The organism is Amycolatopsis sp. NPDC039088 (genome assembly GCF_055598845.1).
This window is the reverse complement of the sequence record NZ_JBVKAE010000006.1, coordinates 131,888-150,367: the sequence shown is the minus strand read 5'-3', so window position 1 is coordinate 150,367 and position 18,480 is coordinate 131,888. Positions and strand designations below refer to the sequence as shown.

At 67.5% G+C, this 18,480-nt stretch carries 17 protein-coding genes and 5 tRNA genes; 9 read left to right on the top strand and 13 right to left on the bottom strand.

Annotation, left to right across the window (positions count from 1 at the left end; genetic code table 11):
* Positions 1–22: 22 nt before the first annotated feature.
* The 5 genes from ACZ7KI_RS10020 (at position 23) to ACZ7KI_RS10000 (ending at position 3,284) form a co-directional block, all read left to right on the top strand.
* Complete coding sequence (locus ACZ7KI_RS10020; RefSeq protein WP_470272779.1) at positions 23–1,033, top strand: phosphorothioated DNA-binding restriction endonuclease family protein; 1,011 nt, start codon at positions 23–25, stop codon at positions 1,031–1,033.
* A 513-nt stretch (positions 1,034–1,546) separates the two neighbouring features.
* Positions 1,547–1,620 (top strand) — tRNA-Arg (locus ACZ7KI_RS10015).
* A 125-nt stretch (positions 1,621–1,745) separates the two neighbouring features.
* Positions 1,746–1,834 (top strand) — tRNA-Ser (locus ACZ7KI_RS10010).
* A 102-nt stretch (positions 1,835–1,936) separates the two neighbouring features.
* Positions 1,937–2,011: transfer RNA gene (locus ACZ7KI_RS10005), tRNA-Cys, on the top strand.
* A 136-nt stretch (positions 2,012–2,147) separates the two neighbouring features.
* On the top strand, positions 2,148–3,284 hold the full coding sequence (locus ACZ7KI_RS10000) for an HNH endonuclease (protein WP_470272778.1): 1,137 nt from the start codon (positions 2,148–2,150) through the stop codon (positions 3,282–3,284).
* An 84-nt stretch (positions 3,285–3,368) separates the two neighbouring features.
* Here ACZ7KI_RS10000 and ACZ7KI_RS09995 read toward each other — a convergent pair.
* From ACZ7KI_RS09995 to ACZ7KI_RS09960, 8 genes are all read right to left on the bottom strand, one after another.
* Positions 3,369–3,442 (bottom strand) — tRNA-Arg (locus ACZ7KI_RS09995).
* 42 nt (positions 3,443–3,484) lie between these two features.
* A tRNA-Ser gene (locus tag ACZ7KI_RS09990) sits at positions 3,485–3,574 on the bottom strand.
* 65 nt (positions 3,575–3,639) lie between these two features.
* Entirely contained in the window at positions 3,640–5,295 is a 1,656-nt protein-coding gene (locus tag ACZ7KI_RS09985; protein ID WP_470272914.1) for a phosphatidylglycerol lysyltransferase domain-containing protein, read from the bottom strand.
* 30 nt (positions 5,296–5,325) lie between these two features.
* Positions 5,326–7,302, bottom strand: a complete 1,977-nt coding sequence (locus ACZ7KI_RS09980) for an acetoacetate--CoA ligase (protein ID WP_470272777.1) — start codon at positions 7,300–7,302, stop codon at positions 5,326–5,328.
* 28 nt (positions 7,303–7,330) lie between these two features.
* Positions 7,331–8,083 (bottom strand): ESX secretion-associated protein EspG, encoded by a 753-nt coding sequence (locus tag ACZ7KI_RS09975; RefSeq protein ID WP_470272776.1) that lies wholly within the window; start codon positions 8,081–8,083, stop codon positions 7,331–7,333.
* A complete protein-coding gene (locus ACZ7KI_RS09970) occupies positions 8,083–9,222 on the bottom strand; it encodes a PPE domain-containing protein (RefSeq protein WP_470272775.1) in 1,140 nt (379 codons plus the stop codon). The genes ACZ7KI_RS09975 and ACZ7KI_RS09970 overlap by 1 nt, the downstream gene beginning before the upstream one ends.
* Positions 9,222–9,701 carry a hypothetical protein gene (locus ACZ7KI_RS09965; protein WP_470272774.1) on the bottom strand — a complete coding sequence of 160 codons (480 nt, stop codon included), beginning with the start codon at positions 9,699–9,701 and terminating at the stop codon, positions 9,222–9,224. Before ACZ7KI_RS09965 ends, ACZ7KI_RS09970 begins: the two co-directional genes overlap by 1 nt.
* Before the next feature lie 47 nt (positions 9,702–9,748).
* Entirely contained in the window at positions 9,749–10,381 is a 633-nt protein-coding gene (locus tag ACZ7KI_RS09960) for a dienelactone hydrolase family protein (protein WP_470272773.1), read from the bottom strand.
* A 97-nt stretch (positions 10,382–10,478) separates the two neighbouring features.
* Between ACZ7KI_RS09960 and hisC the strand changes: the two genes are divergently transcribed.
* Positions 10,479–11,534 carry a histidinol-phosphate transaminase gene (gene hisC / locus ACZ7KI_RS09955; protein WP_470272772.1) on the top strand — a complete coding sequence of 352 codons (1,056 nt, stop codon included), beginning with the start codon at positions 10,479–10,481 and terminating at the stop codon, positions 11,532–11,534.
* 185 nt (positions 11,535–11,719) lie between these two features.
* Here hisC and ACZ7KI_RS09950 read toward each other — a convergent pair whose 3' ends face one another.
* The 3 genes from ACZ7KI_RS09950 to ACZ7KI_RS09940 form a co-directional block, all read right to left on the bottom strand.
* Positions 11,720–12,481 carry a sulfite exporter TauE/SafE family protein gene (locus ACZ7KI_RS09950; protein WP_470272771.1) on the bottom strand — a complete coding sequence of 254 codons (762 nt, stop codon included), beginning with the start codon at positions 12,479–12,481 and terminating at the stop codon, positions 11,720–11,722.
* A gap of 80 nt (positions 12,482–12,561) precedes the next feature.
* Positions 12,562–12,912 (bottom strand): VOC family protein, encoded by a 351-nt coding sequence (locus ACZ7KI_RS09945; protein ID WP_470272770.1) that lies wholly within the window; start codon positions 12,910–12,912, stop codon positions 12,562–12,564.
* Entirely contained in the window at positions 12,909–13,538 is a 630-nt protein-coding gene (locus ACZ7KI_RS09940) for a GNAT family N-acetyltransferase (protein ID WP_470272913.1), read from the bottom strand. The genes ACZ7KI_RS09945 and ACZ7KI_RS09940 overlap by 4 nt, the downstream gene beginning before the upstream one ends.
* A gap of 74 nt (positions 13,539–13,612) precedes the next feature.
* Between ACZ7KI_RS09940 and ACZ7KI_RS09935 the strand changes: the two genes are divergently transcribed.
* Both ACZ7KI_RS09935 and ACZ7KI_RS09930 read left to right on the top strand, forming a co-directional pair.
* Positions 13,613–14,317: a FadR/GntR family transcriptional regulator gene (locus ACZ7KI_RS09935; RefSeq protein WP_470272769.1), complete on the top strand. Its 705-nt coding sequence runs from the start codon at positions 13,613–13,615 to the stop codon at positions 14,315–14,317.
* Between the two features lie 77 nt (positions 14,318–14,394).
* A complete protein-coding gene (locus ACZ7KI_RS09930) occupies positions 14,395–15,210 on the top strand; it encodes a class I SAM-dependent methyltransferase (protein ID WP_470272768.1) in 816 nt (271 codons plus the stop codon).
* Positions 15,211–15,260: 50 nt separating this feature from the next.
* Here the strand turns inward: ACZ7KI_RS09930 and ACZ7KI_RS09925 are convergent, their stop codons facing one another.
* On the bottom strand, positions 15,261–15,761 hold the full coding sequence (locus ACZ7KI_RS09925; protein ID WP_470272767.1) for an FBP domain-containing protein: 501 nt from the start codon (positions 15,759–15,761) through the stop codon (positions 15,261–15,263).
* A gap of 84 nt (positions 15,762–15,845) precedes the next feature.
* Between ACZ7KI_RS09925 and ACZ7KI_RS09920 the strand changes: the two genes are divergently transcribed.
* On the top strand, positions 15,846–17,330 hold the full coding sequence (locus tag ACZ7KI_RS09920) for an adenylate/guanylate cyclase domain-containing protein (RefSeq protein ID WP_470272912.1): 1,485 nt from the start codon (positions 15,846–15,848) through the stop codon (positions 17,328–17,330).
* On the opposite strand, the gene ACZ7KI_RS09915 is transcribed toward ACZ7KI_RS09920, so the two are convergent.
* Positions 17,317–18,354 (bottom strand): beta-ketoacyl-ACP synthase III, encoded by a 1,038-nt coding sequence (locus tag ACZ7KI_RS09915; protein ID WP_470272766.1) that lies wholly within the window; start codon positions 18,352–18,354, stop codon positions 17,317–17,319. The two genes, ACZ7KI_RS09920 and ACZ7KI_RS09915, sit on opposite strands and share 14 nt — an antisense overlap.
* Positions 18,355–18,480 lie beyond the last annotated feature (126 nt).

Sequence of the window (18,480 nt, the reverse complement as noted above, 5' to 3'; positions counted from 1 at the left end):
TGCGTCACGCGGAGGGGTGGTTGTGGACGAGAAGGGCCTGCACGAGCAGCTTCGTCAACTTCAGATCACGAAGGTGGGGAGCAAGCTTGCGCTGCATAAGCCTTTGTTGCTGCTGTGGCTCTTTGGGCGGTACGTCGATGAGCGTTCGTCCACCACGACCTTCGAAGCTGCCGAAGCTTCGATAGGTCAGTTGATCAATCGGTTCAGCCCGAGCAAGGTCCCGGCAGCGCAGCCCTTCTGGGAACTTGAACGGACGCTGTGGACGCCGACAGATCGAGACGGCACACCTCTCGCCGACGACCTTCCCCGTTCAGCGAAGTGGCTACGAGACTCCGGAGCGCGAGGCAGCCTCCACGATGAAGTTGTGGACGTCCTCGACGAACCTCGAGCCGCCTTCTCGGCAGCCGAGGTGCTCTATGAGTATTTCGACCCCCGTGTGGTCAGCACGCTCAGCAACGCAGTCAGGCTCGTTCCGCCGGCACACTTGCGCGCTGCTGCTTTGAAGCGCGAGACACCGACCAAGACCGCGAAGCTTCCCGGGGCGTCAAAGACCAAGAAGCTAGAGGTTTCCCTCGAGTTCGAACGCGACGTCCGCAACGCGGTCTTCGCTTGGCTCAGGACTTTGACAACGAAGAACCAGGGGCCAATCCCCTTCGCTCAGTTGACCAACTTCATCTTTGAAGGTACGCGAATACCGGTCCTCAACCCACAGTCTGGAATTCACAAGCCCGCAAAGCTCACCAGCGCTCTGTCCATCAAGACAGTCTTCAGGCGACCCACCGAAGCTCGCCCTTACGAAGACGAACTTGACGAAAAGGGCCGCATTCTCCGCTACAAGTATCGAGGCGAGGACCCGCTGCACTCGGACAATGTCGCCCTTCGCAACGCCATGGAGCGAAAACTCCCCCTGTTCTGGCTGAAGGGTGTCGACCCGAACGCAAACTACGAAGCTCACTTTCCCCTGTGGCTGACGGCCGAACGGCCAGAGCAGCACCTCTTCGAGGTGTCCTTCGACGGACCTCCAAAAGACTAGGCCGGCTCCCGACAACGCCACCCAGAAAGGCGTTGCGCCCCAGCGTTCCATCAGCCATAGTTAGCGCACTCGACCAATCACGGGAGCAGCCATGACGAACATGCATCAGCGAAAGGCGCAGCGCCGGCATCCGGCCATCGCGTCCGCTGCTGCCTGTCCGTCGATCCCCGGTCGACGACTGTCATCCTGGCCTGGCCAGTGGCTTCTGGCCTGCGAAGGCTCCCCATCATGACGCCATAGCATGCGTGATACCAGGGAGCCGCCCATCGGGAAACCGATCCGGGCGGCTTCTCTTTTTGGTATGCCCGAATTCATTTCCTTATCGGCGAGCTTGGGAAGCGGAACGGCCTCCAAAACCGTATCCAGGGGGTTCGACTCCTCCCGCCGGTGCTCGACGTTGCCTATTCCAGGGCGAACCTTGATAACTAAAGACATTTCCCAAAAGTTCGTCCCCGTCGCCGAATGAGGCGGCCAGGCCGAGCGCCGGTGGAGGCGTGCATGCGTCTCCGCCTCGCCCTTGTAGCTCAGGTGGACAGAGCGCCGCACTACGAATGCGGAGGTCCCAGGTTCGAGTCCTGGCAGGGGCACTGGTCGGCGTGTTCGAGGGGGATACGCCGGTCGACGGATGCGAGGGGCATTGGCGACCCCGCCTGATTTGGGTTCAGGAGTCACCGCGTTCGACTCGCGGGCGTCCGACTGAGCAGCACAACAAGGAGGATTGGCCGAGCCCGGTAAGGCAACCGTCCCGAAAACGGTGGTCGGCGCGAGAGCGCCGCGCAGGTTCGAATCCTGCATCCTCCGCAAGGCCCTCGTGGTCCAACGGATACGAAGCCGAAGGAGACGAGGTTCCGGACTGTGACTCCGGGCATTAGCCGGCGCAAGTCCGGTCGATCACCCCAACTCGGCCCACTTCACGACGGTCGTGCGGCGGCCTGCAAAGCCGTTGGACTCCGGGTTCGACTCCCGGGTGGGTCTCCACAGGAGCCTCCAATCGGGCGACGGTGTTGCGCTCGCGGCACCAGAGTTCCACCGTCGCAAGCCCATGCGCTACCTTCGAACCTACGTTCGAACGGGAGGTCAGGTGTCCCTAAAGGAGCTCACGAGCAGCGACGCCGTGGTCGAGGTGTTGCGGCGGCCCGATGCAGTCGACCTTGAAGCAACTGCACCTGGAGCTGGCTCCCTCGGGGGTTACCTCCTCGAATTCGAAGGCAAGTACTACCACCCGGAGAAGATCGCTAGCGCCGCCTATGGCGTCCAACATCCAGACCGTGGCCTGCTCCCTCCCGCCAAGTTCGACAAGACTGCAGCCAACATCGCGCTTCTCTTCGAGCAGCTGGGCTTCACGATCACCACGACTGTCAAGTTGCGACCGCCCAAAGTGGGAGACGAGTACCCAGACCGAACTGCCATCTACCACGCATATGGCGGCATCAAGTATGCAGGAATCATCAAGTTTCCTCGCGAAACTGTCGTCAACGCCTTCTCAGACGAAAAAGGGCCCTACTCGGACGAGCCGCCAAGCATGGTGGAGCCGTTCGAGTACCGCGGCGAGGGACAGTATGGCCGTCAACGACTGGACGCACCAGGCAACAAGATGCTTGAGGAGGCTCGCAGGAAGCGCCGTGCAGTGCGGTACTGGTATCGCCCGTTGGGTGGCGTCTTCAGGTTCGTCACGTGGGTGGCTGTCCTCAACCGAGCGCAGGTGTGGTCTCCGGACAACAACAAGAAGTTACGCCTCGAGTACGCGTTTCAGATGATGGCGGTCCCAAGCCCCGATGTGCGGACTTGGTCGTCTGACGTGCAGTCACTGATCGATGATCAAGAGATCACAGATACTTCTCCACCCGAGCCGCCTGCGCAGAACGCCAGCAAGAAGGCCCGCCAGAAGACCTATCAAGATTATCTGCAGGACATCGGTGATCCGTCGAAGGATGGCGAGGAAGAATCGGCGCCCACCAAGCGGAGCCGCAACCACTACCGCCGCAGCGTTAAGTCCCGTCAAGCAGTACGCGTTCGCGCCAACAATGAATGCGAAAACGATCGGTGCACTGGCATGCCAGGAGACACCAAGCCCGACGGCACCGCGATCCTTGAAGTTGACCACATTGACGATCGCGCGCGCGGTGGTTCCGATCACCCCACAGCCATGATCGCCCTATGTCCCAACTGTCACGCCGCGAAGACGTACGGGCGCGACCGAGTGGCCTTCAAGAAGCACCTTCGGGCCAGGCTCGCAGCACTACACCAGTAGACAGCCCAGCACGGCAATCCACAACGGACAGACAAAAAGGCCCTCCCGCGAACGGGAGGGCCTTAGTGCTGTCTCAACCAGACGTGCGCCCGAAGGGATTCGAACCCCTGACCTTCTGATCCGTAGTCAGATGCTCTATCCAGCTGAGCTACGGGCGCTTGTTCAGTTATCAATCTAGCACCTGCCGGAACAGGGGCCAGCGGAGGCTCCGGGATTTGAACCCGGGAGGGGGGGTTACCCCCAACCGCATTAGCAGTGCGGCGCCATAGACCAGACTAGGCGAAGCCTCCCAGGTCGAACGACCACTGCCCAGATAGGTTACACACCCGGAGAACCCCCGCGAAAGGGACCCCCCTTAGGTGCGCTGCAGCGCTCTGAGCAGGCGTGATGGGCGGCCGCCGAGACCTTCGGCTTCGAAGACGGCGACGCCGACGCGGGGTAGGTCGCGCGCCGAGGGGTAAGCCAGATAGCGCGGGACCCAGCGGGGCTGGAACTTCGCGTTGAAGCGGTAGAGGGTCTCGATCTGGATCCAGCGTGAGAAGAATCGCAATGTCTTCGCGGACAGGCGTGCGACGGGGCCGGCGCCGATGCGTTGGCCCTGTTCCAGGACGGCGCGGAAGGCGGCGAAGTTCAGGGACACGTGCTGTGCGGGGGTCGTCAGGAGCAGTTCGGAGATCATCAGCTCGTTGACGCCGTTGTCCGCGGTCCGGTCGCGGCGCATGACGTCGAGGGACAGGCCCTTCTCACCCCAGGGGACGAACTGGAGAACGCCTCGGACGACGCCCTCGTGCTCGGCGGTGACCAGGACCGAGCCTGGATCACCCATCCGGCCGAGGGCCATGGAGAAGCCGCGTTCGGTGTCGGTGCCGCGCCAGGTGGTGGCGAGGGCGCGGAGTTCGTCGAGTTCGCCTTCGGACAGGTCTTCGGCCTTGCGGATCTGGACGGTGTAGCCGGCCCGTTTCGTGCGTGAGACGGCTTGGCGGACGCCGCGCATGACGCGGCCGTCGAGGGTGAAGGTCGCCGTGTCGACGACTGCTTCGTCGCCGATCTCCAGTACCTCCAGTCCGAAGCGTGCCCAGACGGTGGCGCCCAGTTCCGAACAGCCCATGGTCGCCGGGGTCCAGGCGTACCGCCGGCAGACGTCCAAGTACTCCTCGATGGCGCCTGGCCACGCTTCCGGGTCACCGAGGGGGTCCGCCGAGCACAGCGCGACACCGGCGATCACCCGGTAGGTGACCGCGGCCTTCCCCGACTTCGAGAAGACCACGAACTTGTCCCGGCGCAAGGCGAAGTACCCCAGCGAGTCTCGCTCGTCCAGCAGCGCCCTGAGCCGCTCGACCTCGTCGTCGGTCAGTTCCGGCGCGGGCTCGGCCGAGCGCAGCAGGAAGTACGCCGGCAGCAGGACCGCGCCGATGCCGAACAGCACGCCGACGGCCGCCGACAGGTCCTCCAGCCACAGCGCCCGGAAGACCGCCGGACCGCTTACGCCGACCAGGGCCAGTACCGATTGCAGCAGGCGGTCGCCCCATCCCAGGGGATCCAGCGCGCGGGCGACCGACAGCAGGGTGAAGTTGATCGCGATTCCGGCCAGCACCAGTTGCAGGAAGACCCGGATCGCGCGCCATCGGCCGGTCACCGGGTCAGGGAGCGCGATGAAGTGGCGCCGCGTCGCGATCAGGGCGATCAGCAGCGCGAGCGACACGAGGCCGGCGCCCAGAACATGGCGCAGCCCGAGGTGCGACACCGTCAGCAGTACGGTGGCGGCGATCGCGAGTTGCCATGCCCTTCGCTTCCGCCGTTTGAGGCCGGCGGCGAGCAGCACCAGCAGCACGCCGGTCACCAGTACGACCGTCGCCGCGCCGACCGTGGCCTCGTGCGGCAGTTCCAGCCATTCGGCGACACGTCCGCGCAGGGTGCGCCGCCCGGCCGGGACCAGCACCGAGACCAGGGCCAGCAGTCCGGCCAGCCGGGTCACCCAGGTGATCACCAGCACCGAGGTGGCACCCGCCACCCGCCACGCGCCCGCCAAGTCCCGCCCCCGTTAACTCCTTGCCAGCTCTACGAACGGTACAAGGGCGTCGGGATTCAGCAGCGCATCCCTGCTGACGGCGCGGTCAGGTGAAACACCCGAAAGGATCTTCTTGACCGGAACCTCGCATTTCTTGCCGTTGAGCGTGCGCGGTACCTCGCTCACCTGGACGAACCGGTCGGGTACATGCCGAGGCGAGAGGGCACCGCGCAGCTCCTTGCGCAGGGCGGGCTCGACCTCGTCGAGTGAGACGCCCTCGGCCAGGACGAGGAAGCACAGCAGCTGTCCGTCCTCGTTCCCCGCCGCCGAGGTGTCGATCACCAGCGAGTCGGCGACCTGGTCGAAGGACTCGACGACGCGGTAGAACTCGGCCGTGCCCATCCGGACGCCGCCGCGGTTGAGCGTCGAGTCGCTGCGCCCGTAGATGACCGCGGAGCCGCGGCCGGTGATCCGGATCCAGTCACCGTGCCGCCAGATCCCGGGGTACATCTCGAAGTACGCCTCGCGCAACCGCGAACCGTCCGGGTCGTTCCAGAAGAACACCGGCATCGACGGCATCGGCTCGGTGATCACCAGTTCTCCGACTGTCTCCACCACGGGTTTCCCCTCCTCGTCGAACGCGGCGACGGCGGCGCCGAGCGCGCGGACGGAGAGTTCGCCCAGCCAGACCGGGACGTCCGGGGCCGCCGCGACGAACGCCGCGCACAGGTCCGTGCCGCCGGACACCGAGCAGATCTGGACCCGTTTGCCGACCTCGTCGACGATCCACCGGAAGCCCTCGACGCTCAGCGGCGCACCGGTGGATCCCAAGGCGCGCAAGGCGGTGAGGTCGTAACGCTCCGCAGGTTTGATCCCGGCCTTCAGGCAGCTCTGGATGAACGGCGCCGAAGTGCCGAAGTAGGTCACGCGGTGCTGTTCGGCCAGATGCCACAACACGTTCAGGTCCGGATATCCCGGGCTGCCGTCGAACAGCACGATCGTGGTACCGGTCAGCAGCCCGGAGATGAGGAAGTTCCACATCATCCACCCGGTGGTGGTGAACCAGAAGAACCGATCGCCGGGACCGAGATCGCTTTGCAGGGCAAGGGCTTTGAGATGTTCGAGGGTGATCCCGCCGTGCCCGTGGACGATGCCCTTCGGCAGGCCGGTGGTCCCCGAGGAGTACAGGACCCACAACGGATGGCCGAATTCGACGGGCTCGAAGGCCAGTTCCGCGCCGTCGTTCTCGGCGAGCAGGGTGTCCCAGTCGAGGGTGCCGTCGAGGCGGCCGCCTGCGTAGTCGACGAGCACGGTCGCTTCGAGGGTGGAGATCTCGTCCCGCAACGAGTTCACCGTCGACCTGCTGTCGAACCACCGTCCATTGTAGACGTAGCCGTTGACGGCGATCAGCACCTTCGGCTCGATCTGCGCGAACCGGTCGGCGATCGCCCGGACACCGAAGTCCGGCGAGCACGACGACCAGACGGCGCCGAGGCTCGCGGTGGCGAGGAAGGCGATCAGTGTCTGCGGGCAGTTCGGCGCCAGCGCGACGACCCTGTCCCCTTTGGACACTCCCAGCTTCCGCAGTCCCTCCCGCGCGGCGGCGACGGCGGACCGCAGGGCGCCGTAGGTCAACTGCGACGAGAGGCCGTCTTCGCGGTGGAAGATCACGGCGATCTCGTCGTCGGCCTTGGCCGCGCCCGCGACGCCGGGCATGAGCGAGTGCTCGGCGTAGTTCAAGGTGCCGCCCTCGAACCACCGCGCGTTCGGCATCTCACCGGTGAGCACCGCACCGGGCCGGTCGTGCCAGCGCATGCCGAGGAAATCGGCGACGGCCGCCCAGAACTCGGGCCCGCGCCGCACGGAGAACTCCCACAACGCGTCGTAGTCGTCGACCTCCACGCCGCGTTCGGTGCGCAACCACTGGCGGAACGCGTCGATCTTGGTGTCGGACAGGCGGCTCGGCTCAGGGCGCCAGAGCACTTCTGGGGCGTCGGCGGTGTGCGTCACCCCGCGATGTTAACCCTCGTTAACCGACTTAGCGAGCTCCGGTGAACAGCTCGTACGCCATCGTCTTGAGCCGCGCCGCGTCGAGCGGGGTCACCGTGAGCCAGCCGCGGTCACGACGGAGTCCGTAGCGCCCCTCGTGCGTGTCCACCCAGGTCAGCGTGCCTTCGCCGCGCACCCAGCGACCCTCCCACGACTTCCTGGTCGCGCCGAGCCGCCCGCTGCGGATCCGCTGTGTCGCGATCCTCACCAGCACGATGACCTCGGGTTCACGCAGCCCGGCGTCGCGCAGGACGTCGGAGAACGCCGGCTGCCCACCGCGCTCCCCCGCCGCGCACGCCGCCGTGTAGTCGTCGACGCGCAGATTGACCGAGAGGCCGCGGCCCTGCTCGCACGGGGGCAACGCCTGCAGCAGGGTCGCGGCGACGAGCGGTTCTCGCAGGGCCGCCAGCTCGACGTCGGTGCCGGCGACGCCGATCGCGACGGCGCCCCGATCGGACACGCAGCCGACGGCCCGGTACGACGGATCGCCGTCGAGCCGCAGGTCCAGCGTCAGTTCGCTGTTCGCGAGCGTGTGCAGCAACCGCACCAGTTCGGGCGAAGGCGCGTCGACCGTGCCCAGGCCGCGTTCGGACAGTGTCCGGCTCGCCGTCGCCGCCAGTTCGGCCCGGAACTCCGGCGTCCGCCCGACGTGCGGCACCTCCAGCACCGCGGGCAGTTCGTCGCGTCCGTGCGCCGACCACAGGAGGAACAACTCGCCGATGTGCAACCGGATCCAGTCCATCAGCGGCCGCCCCTCGGGTCTTCGCCGATGACCGGCGGGGTCACGTACCCGCCCAGCCCCCAGACGTCGGAATCCTCGACGAGGTAATCCGGCGCCTTGTGCTCGTCCTCGTTCTGTTTGCCCTGCTGAGGCGCCATTCCCATCGGCATCCCGCCGAATCCGCCCATCCCCGCGGCCGCCGCCCGCGAACCGGCGACCTGGCCGGGCTGTCCCGACGGTCCGAAGCCACCGGCGCCGGAGCGGCCGCCTTGGCCGAGCTGTTCGTGGGTTCCGCCGGAGGTGCCGGGCGGTGGTGGTGGCGGTGGCACGAAAGCGCCGCTGCTCGCGCCGGGTGAGCGTGGCGCCTCGGTCGGCTCCCGCACCTGGATCGGGGCGAGGTCGTCGACCCCGCTGCTGCGCGTCGAGTCGTCCGGCGGCGTCTCCGGTTCCGGCTTCGGTACGGGTTTCGGTTCGGGCTCCGGCTTCTCTGGTGTCTTGAGGATCTGCGGCTGCTTGCCGTACGAAGTGAAGCGAGGGACGTTCTCGTAGACCTCGCCGGAACTCCGCTGCATCCGCGTCATCACGTCGGCGGCCTGGCGGTGCAGATCCTGCGAGCTCTCGTCGGTGGGCTCGGCGACGATCCGGCCTGCCTCGGCGAAGTCGGACTTCGGCGGCGAAGACGTCGACATGGCCTGCGTCGAATCGGACACCGGGATCGGGCGCCGCGGGGCCGGCTCCGGCACCTTGGGTCGCGAGGAGACCCCCGGTGGCTCGGGCATCGTGCGCCGCGCGGTATCGGCGATGTCCGCCTGGCGACGCACGCAGTTCGCGACGTTCTCGGCACGCCAGCCGGTCTCGCCCGCCCAGTCGACGAGTTTGATCGCGGCGTCGCGAGCCCTGTCCGCGCCCTCGCCCGTCCAGCCGTCGGCGGTGGCGACGATGGCCGCCCTGAGCTCGGAACCCACCCTGTCGAGGAACGCGCTGATCTTCGCCCACTGCGCGGCGACGACTTCCGCGCCTGCCAGGTCCAGCTCGTTGTGGACCATCTCGTAGAGCTCTCGATGCGAGTAACTCATCCAGTCGATGTCGGCGTTGAGGTGATCGGGGCCGGGCTGAGGCTCCGGCTCGGGCGGCGGCCACGGCGTCGGCATGATGCGCATCAGCGCTCGTCCTTCCGCTCGTGTTCGACGATGTCCTCCATGTCGAAGCGGCGAGCGACCCGCTCGAGCTGCGCCTGGCCTTCCTCGTCCGCGGCGACGTACATCTTCCGCGCCGCCATCACGGTGAGCTGGAAGTCCTTGAGCACCTTGGCGAAGTCGCCGAGGACGGGTACGGCGGCCTCGGTCCCCTCCGTCGCGGCGCCCTGGAAGCGTTCGCTCATCGTGCGCCCGACGAAGTTGTCGCCCAGTTTCAGGGGGGCGTTGAACTCCGTCGAGTCCTTGATCAGCGCGTTGAGCTCATGACGGGCTTTCAGCAGCGCGTCGACGAGCTTTTTGGCGGCGTCTTCGGTGACCTTGACGGTCCCCTTCTTGGCAGCTGTCTTGGTGTCCCGGATCTGACCCGCCACCGGCGCCAGTGCCGGCGCCGAAGCGCCGAACGCGGCTTGTGGCGTCACGGGCACCTTGGGTGACTGTGCCATTTGACCCTCCCCTGTCACATCTCAGGGGAATGTTAGCGCGGATGGAGTCATCGCAGGTGGGCGTCGAACCAATTCAGCGTGCGCTGCCAGGCCTCCGCGGCCGCGTCGGGGTCGGCGTCGAAGCGGTGGTTGGCGCCCGGGTAGCGGACGACGTCCGTCGCGACCCCCGCCGATGCCGCCGCGTCGCGCAGCTGCTCGACCTCGGCACCTCCGGCCTCGTCACCCGCGTCGCCGTACATACCGAGCCACGGACTGGTCAGCCGCCCCGCGATCTCGACGAGGACCGGCAGTTCGGCGACGCCCTGCCCGCCGACACTCACCGCCGCGCCCAGCCTGCGGTTCGACGCGACGACCAGTGCCGCCGTCCCGCCGAGGTCGAAACCGACGACACCGATGAGATCCGCCTGGACACCGCGCTCGGACAGCCACGCGAGCGTCGCGTCGGTGGCTTCGAGCAGATCCTGCTGCGTGAGGTCGTCGCGATCGAGATGCGGGGTGACGGTGAGCCAGCCTTCGCCGGCGAGACCGCCCAAGAGCAGGCTCAAACCCTCTTCGACCTCTTCGGCCTCCTCGTGCAACACCACGAGCCCGCCACGGACGACGCCTTCCGGTTCGGCGAAGGTCAGGCGCAGCGTGTGGCCGTCGACGTGCTGATGTTCCACGGTGGTCGTCAGGGTCATTCCTCCATCAGACCACTCTTAGGTAAATATTCGGGGCTTGCCCCGGCGCGGGAGGATACGGTGTCGGAGCCGTCCCCAAGACGTAGGAGCGCCGAAGATGTCCCCTGTTTCGCCGCGTGCGGATCTCGAATCGTTGCCGAAGTACGTCCCTGGCCGGACAATCCAGGGTGCGATCAAGCTGGCGAGCAACGAGGTTCCCGGTGGACCGCTGCCGAGTGTGGCGCAGGCCATAGCCGAGGCGGCACAGGGCATCAACCGGTATCCGGACATCACCTCGTCCGGGCTCGTCGAGCGGCTGGCCCGCGAACTGAACGAGCCGGTCGAGCGCATCGCCATCGGCTGCGGCTCGGTTTCCCTTTGCCAGCAGATGATCCAGGCCCTCTGCGGACCGGGTGACGAGGTCGTTTTCCCGTGGCGTTCGTTCGAGGCGTACCCGATCGTCACGCAGGTGGCGAACGCCGTCAGCGTGAAGGTGCCGCTGACGGACGGGCACGGGTTGGATCTCGACGCGATGCTCGCCGCGATCACACCGAAGACGCGGCTGGTTTTCGTGTGCAACCCCAACAACCCGACCGGGACGGTCGTGCGGCGCGCGGAACTGGAGCGTTTCCTCGACGCCGTGCCAGCCGGTGTGCTCGTCGTGCTCGACGAGGCCTACAAGGAGTTCGTGACCGACACCGAGGTGCCGGACGGTGTCGAACTGGCGCGCGGCAGGGACAACGTCGCGGTGCTTCGGACCTTCTCGAAGGCGTACGGCCTCGCGGGTCTCCGCGTCGGTTACGCGGTGGCGCCGGAACCGATCGCCATCGCGCTGAAGCAGGTCTACGTCGCCTTCTCGGTGAACATGATCGCCCAGGCCGCGGCCATCGCCTCCCTCGACGCGGCCGACGAACTGCTGGAGCGCTGCAAGGAGATCGTCTCCGAGCGGACCCGCGTGCGGGATGCCTTGGTGGCCAAGGGTTACGAGGTTCCGGAGACGCAGGCGAACTTCGTCTGGCTGCCGCTGGGCGAGCGGACGACGGCGTTCGCGGAGCACGCCCTCGAGCGGAAGCTGATCGTGCGCCCGTTCGCGGGCGAAGGCGCGCGAGTGACCATCGGGACGCCCGAGGAGAACGACCTCTTCCTCGAAGCGGCGGGGGATTTCCCGCGCTAGGACGTGAAGTACATGATGGCCCCCTTCGTTGCGCTAGGCGCAAGGAAGGGGGCCATCATGTACTGGGGAAGGTGTGGCTGGTGCTGCTGAGGCTGGTGATGGCCTTCCGGGACGCGTGAGGGGAAAGTTGAGGGACTCTGAGTCCCTCAAGGGGCCCTTCACGGCACGTCGCGATCCGGGCTTTCCTACTTGAGGAGCAACTGCACCATCGCGGCGAGGCCGACCACGACGATGACGGCGCGCAGCACCTTCGGCGAGAGCTTGCGGCCGATCTTCGCGCCGATCTGGCCGCCGATCGTCGATCCGACCGCGAGCAGCGCGACCACCGGCCAGCTGACCGGTGCGATGAAGGCGTAGATCGTGCCGGCGACGATGTTCACGACGGCGGAAAGCGCGTTCTTGACGCCGTTGAGCCGTTGCAGCGACTCGGACATCAGCATGCCCATCACGGCGACCATCATCACGCCCTGCGCGGCCGTGAAGTATCCGCCGTAGATGCCGATCAGGAAGATCAGGAACAGCAGGAGCGGCCCGATCTTGTGGACCTTCCCGTTCTCCTCGCGGCGCTTCGCGACCCAGGCGGCCACGCGCGGCTGGACGATCACCAGCACCACCGCGAGCCCGACCAGCGCGGGCACGACGGTCTCGAAGGCGTCCTTGGGCAGCGAGAGCAGCAGGATCGTCCCGCAGATCGCGCCGAAGAACGACGCCACGGCGAGTTTGACGACCTCCGGCCAGTAACCCTTGAGCTCGTGGCGATAACCGATCGCCCCGCTGACGGTGCCCGGGGCGAGACCGATCGCGTTGGACGTCGTCGCCGTCAGCGGCGAGTAGCCGAGCGCGACGAGGACCGGGAACGTCACCAGCGTGCCCGAACCGACGACCGTGTTGATGGTGCCCGCCCAGAGCCCCGCGATGAAGATCAGGACCGCGTGCCACCAAGTCATAAAGCACTCACTCGCGCACCATAAACAGGGTTACCTCCTTTCGCGCTCTGGATGTGTCTAGTCGAACATTCATGTGCCCGTTATGCCCCGTTCGGCGCGAACACACAGAACTCGTTGCCTTCCGGGTCTTCGAGCACGTCCCACTCGACCTCGCCCTCCGCGGGCCGCACGAGCTTCGCCCCGGAGGCGACGAGTTCGGCGGTCGAGCCGAAGACGTCGATGTGCATGCGGTTCTTCACGGTTTTGGTCTCGGGCACCGGGTTGACCCAGATCAGCGGGCCGCGACCGGCCGGATCGACGATCGCGACCGGCCACTCCCGTGGCCGTTCCTCCTGATGACGACGGACGTAGCCCATCGCCGCACACCACCAGTCGGCGAGGGCCTGGTGGTCGTTCGCGTCGAGGCAGATGTCCTTGAACACCGCCGTCATGAGTTCTCCTCCGGCAGATGGGCCGCGGTGATCTCCGCGGCGACCGTCCAACCGAGCGCCAGGTACAGCGCCCGTCCCTCTTCCGTCGCCACCAGGACAGCTCGTTCCGCCCCGGCGGCGACCGCCACTTCGTCGAGTCGTCGCATGACGAACCGGCCCAGCCCGCGCCGCTGATGTTCGGGCTCCGTCACCACCTGATCGACCACCGCCGTGCCGCCGGCGATCGCGACCCGGCCGGTGGCGGCGCGCGAGCCGTCGGGCGCGCGCACCACGACGTCGGTGACCACGCCGTCGCCGACCAGTTCCGCCCGGTACGGCTCGGGCGCGGCCATGACGGGCCGCATCGCGAGCGGGGTGCTCATCAGATACTCCGGCGGGCCGACCTTCCAGTTCGGCGGCACCGTCTCCACCACCTCTTCACGAGAACCGCTCACCTTCAGCCACGTTCCGGGCTCGCTCAGCGCGCGGGCCCGCCGAGCGGCCGACGCGGCGTCCGCCAGCACGTATCTCACGCGATGCCCCGGACGCCCGACGTCGAGCCGGTAGCCGTCCGGTTCGGCAACCGGGAGCCCGACGCCGCGGGAAAGCGCCCAGCCGTGCACCCATGCCTTGATCAGCCCTGCCACCCCAGTCATCGTCCGATGATGACACCGGCCACCGACAATCCCGGCCGGTTCGCCGAACCTGCGAGGATGGGGCCGTGGCCGACGACGAGCGCGAAGCCCGCGCGGAGCAGGTGTGGAGCGCGACGGTCGATCATCTGCGCGCGATGATCGACTCGGGCAGGCTCCCCGCCGGGTCGAGGCTGCCCGCCGAACGGGCGCTCTGCGAACAGCTCGGGATCAGCCGCGGTTCGCTGCGGCAGGCGCTGCGGGTGCTGGACTCCATCGGCTACGTGCAGGTGCGGCCGGGTTCGGGCACGTACGTCCGCGAGAACCTCGACGAACGACCGCTGCGCAGCTGGTTCTCCGAACACGAGCAACTGGTCGAGAAGCTGTTCGACCTGCGGACCACCGTCGAACCGACGCTGGCCGAGCGGCTCGCGCTCCAGCACACGCCGCGGGTGCTCGCGCGGCTGGAGAGCACCGTCGACGAGATGGAGCAGGCCGCCGCCGACGGCGACATGCTGCGGGTGATCGCGGCCGACGCGGAATTCCACCGGGTGATCGCCGGCAACGCGGGCAACGACGACGTCACCGATCTGCTGCGTTCGGTGCTCTCGCTGGTCGGCGAGGAACGGCGGGCGGCGCTGCGGCTTCCCGGCCAGATCCGCAAAGCCGTCGACGAGCACCGCGCGATCCTCGAAGCGGTGCGCCGTTCGGACGCGGCCGCCGCACGGGAGATCACCCGGAAGCATTTGCTCGACGCCAAGACCTACGTCCACGACTACACGACGCGGGATTAACGCTTCCTTGATGGCGGACCCGGATCCGCGCGAGTAGAGTTTTCAGAAGGTTGTGAAACTTCTGATAGGGGTGTGCGGTGGAGAAGGTCCGATTCACCGAAGAGAAGGCGACGATGCTGGCCACGTTGTACGGCCGTGCGCTCGACGCCCGCAGTGACCGGCCGATCCTCGGTGACCAGGCCGCCGACGAGGCCGTGAAGCAGATCGACTACGACTTCTCGAAACTCGGCGTCACCGAAGACATGGGCTTGACCGTCGCGCTGCGGGCGAAGCCGATGGACGAATGGGCGGCGGACTTCCTCCGGAAGCATCCGGACGCGACGGTCGTGCAACTCGGCTGCGGGATGGACAGCCGCGTCTACCGCGTCGACCCGCCGCCTTCGGTGCGCTGGTTCGACGTCGACTACCCCGACGTCGTCGACCTGCGCGGCCGGATCTATCCGGAGCGGGAGGGCTATCGGACCATCGGCTCGTCAGTGACCGACTTCGGCTGGATCGACGAGATCCCGTCGGACAAACCCGGTCTGGTGATCGCGGAAGGGCTGACGATGTATCTGCGGCCGTCCGAGGGCGAAGAGCTGCTGAGGCGGTTGATCGCGCGTTTCCCGCAGGGCGGCGAGATGGTCTTCGACACCTTCAGCAGGCTCGGCATCAAGCTGCAGAAGCTGAATCCCGTGGTCCGCAAGGCGAACGCGACGCTGTACTGGGGCATCGACGAGATCTCCGAACTGGAACGGCTCGGGCTGACGCTGGTCACGAAGCTCGACGCGACGGACTACGCGACGCCTGAGGCGAAGGAGCGTCTCTCGGCGTCGATGCGGGCGCAGTTGTGGCTCGTGGGGCTGATCCCGGCCTTCAAGAAGATGGGACGCATCCTGCGGTTCCGGTTCTGAGGCGCGGTAGAACGCGTTTAGTCCTCTAAATGCGTTCTACCGCCGGGGTATCAGCGGGACTCAAGTACTCGCTCGACGAACCGGTGCAGTTTGTCCTCCAGCCGGAAGACGCGCTCCTCCAGCGTCAAGGACTCGAACGGCTGCGGCACGTCCGACGTCAGTTCGCCGCGGATGTACTGGCTGCACGCCAGATTCGCGCACGCGTAGATGCCGAGCGTGTTCCCCTCGCGCCCGGATTTCCCCGCGCGGCGGCCGGAGAACAGCGCGATGTCGGCCAGCGGATGTGTCGTCGTGCACAGGCCGCACATGTTGCTCAGCAGGACCCGGCCCTTCGGCCGGGGCGCGGCGCGAAGGGACAGTCCCACGATCTCCCCTTGATAGGGCAGCACGAGATACGCGCGGGAAGCCGCTTTCGGATCGCGCCAGCCAAGGAATTCCCTTTTCTCCCAAGGGATCTCGTCGGGCCGGGCGGGCAGCGTGACCCCCTTGGCCTCGCCACGTGTGCAGTTCACAAAGGACGCCCTGATCTCGTCCTGGCCCAGCGGTTCCATGTCTGCACGGTAACCACCGCACGCGAGAACTGGCCAACCGTTTTCCGCCGGAGGTCATACGATCACCGGGTGCGTGGGAAGACGATGTCGAGCCGGTTCCGGCTGGTGCTCAGGACCAGCCTGGGCTTCGCCGCGCTCGGCATCGGCTCCAGCGTGTGCGGTGCCGGAGTCGTGGCGTTGCTGCTGCTCGTACAGGGTCTGCCGAGCGAGGTCGGCGACCGCGGCTGGATCCTCTCGGTCACCGCCGCCGGGATCGTGGCGTTGTCGCTGGTGGTGGGCACCCTGTGGACGGCGTGGCTGCAGCGGCGCACGGCGGTCTGGTTCGTCTTCGGCCGCCCGCCGACGAAGGCCGAGGCCGAGCGGGCGCTCCGGCTCCCGGTCGACATGGCGATCGTCAGCGGGACCCTCTGGCTGATCGCCACGATCGCGCTCGGCTCACTCGCCAGGGTGCTCGGGTCCTGGATGGACTCCCTCGGGATGGCGCTGGTCATCGGGCTCGGCGGGCTGACCACGGTCGGCCTCACCTATCTCGCCGCGGAATGGGTCGCGCGTCCAGTGATGACGATCGCGCTCAAGGTCACCCCGCCAAAGGGGACGCTCAGGGTCACCGTGCGGACCAGGGTGGTCGTCACCTGGTCGCTGGCGAGCGGGGTCCCGTTCCTCGGGGTGCTGCTGGTGGCCACGCCGCCGGACCTCGGCCAGGGTGACCACGTCGCGAGCCTGATCATGCTTTCGGTGATCGGGCTGAGCGTCGGCGCGATCGGCACGGGCCTGCTCGCGAAGGCCGTCGCGACCCCGTTGCACCGGCTCCGCGTGGCGCTCGACGAGATCGCGCGCGGCAATAAGGAGATCGTGGTCGACGTCGACGACTCCAGTGAGATCGGCCTGCTGCAGAGCTCGGTCAACGACCTCGCCGCCGGGCTGCGCGAGCAGGAACGGATGCGCGACCTGTTCGGCAGGCACGTCGGGGACGAGGTCGCCCGGCACGCGCTCGAGTACGGCGCCTCCCTTTCGGGTGACGTGCGCGAGGTGACGGCGCTGTTCGTCGACGTCGTCGATTCGACGGCCTTGGCGAGCCGGACCCCGCCCGAAGACCTGGTGAAGACGCTCAACCGGTTCTTCACCAGCGTCGTGCACGCCGTCGGGGCGCGCGGCGGGCTGGTCAACAAGTTCCAGGGCGACGCCGCGCTCTGCGTCTTCGGCGCGCCGACCAGGCTCGCGGACGCGCCGACGGCCGCGCTTGCGGCCGCGCGGGCGATCCGGAACGCCGTCCAGGAGACCGGCGAGCTGGACCTCGGCATCGGGGTCGCGAGCGGGCGGGTCTTCGCCGGCCAGCTGGGTACCAGCACGCGGTTCGAGTACACCGTCATCGGCGACGCGGTGAACGAGGCCGCACGCCTGACCGAGTACGCGAAGTCCGCCGAGGGCCGGATCCTCGCGAGCGAGGCGGTGCTCAAGGCGGCACTGGAAAGCGAGCGCTCGCACTGGGAGCCGTTCGCGGAACTCGAGCTGCGTGGCCGCCGGGAACCGACGCACGCCTGGGCGGCGAGCGCGCTCAGCCCGGAATGACGTCCGGCCAGCGCAGCAGCGTCGAGCCCCAGGTCAGCCCGGCCCCGAAGGCGCCCATCACGACGCGGTGACCCGGCTGCAGCGTCCCGTCCTTGGCCGCGTCGGCCAGCGCGATCGGGATCGACGCCGCGCTCGTGTTGCCCACCTTCTCGATGTTCGAATACATCACTTCCTCGGCGAGCCCGAGCTGCTTCGCGCAGGTCTGGAGGATGCGGATGTTCGCTTGGTGCCCGATGAACCGGTCGATGTCGCCGACTCCCCAGCCCGCCGAGTCCAGCACCGTGCGGGCCGATTCGGCCATCCGGGCACAGGCGTGCCGGAAGACGGTCTGCCCCTGCATCACCAGATAGTGGTCACGCGGGTCTTCCGAGCGGCGGTTCTTCGCGCCACCGGCCTCGACCCAGAGCAGCTCCGCGAGTTCGCCTTCGCTGTGCAGGTCGAACGCGCCGAGCGCGCCGAGCTCGTCGGCCCCGCCCGCGCGCAGCAGGACCGCGCCCGCGCCGTCGCCGAAGATCGGCACCGTGCCGCGGTCGTCGGGGTCGACGAGCGAGGTGAAGACGTCCGCGCCGATCACCAGCACGCGGCGCGCGATACCGGCGGCGATCAGCCCGGCACCGGTGGCGAGCCCGTAGATGAACCCGCTGCAGACGGCGTTGACGTCGAACGCGGCGACGCCGTTCAGGCCGACCTTGGTCGCCACCTGCGGGGCGCTGGCCGGGCACAGCTGGTCGGCCGTCGAGGTCGCGAGCACGACGGCGTCCGCGCCGTCCTCGCCCGCCGAGGCCAGCGCCCGGCGCCCCGCCTCGGCCGCGAGGTCCACAGTGGACGTTCCGGGATCGACGACCCGGCGTTCGGCGATGCCGGTACGCGAGCGGATCCACTCATCGGAGGTGTCCAGCCGCTGGGCGATCTCCTCGTTGCCCACCACGCGTGGCGGCAGCCAGGAGCCGAGACCGGCGATAACGGCCGCCTGAGATGAGGGCACCAAGGAATCCTTTCGCGCGGAAAAAGACAGGTCTGTCATTCACTTGTAAGCGCTACCATTCAGTAGACTGACCAGTTGTGTTCCGGGTCACATTTCAAAGAATTCTCACTTTTCCCGGCGCACCGGGCCGTACCAGCGTCAACCACCGCTGACCTGGAAGAACGT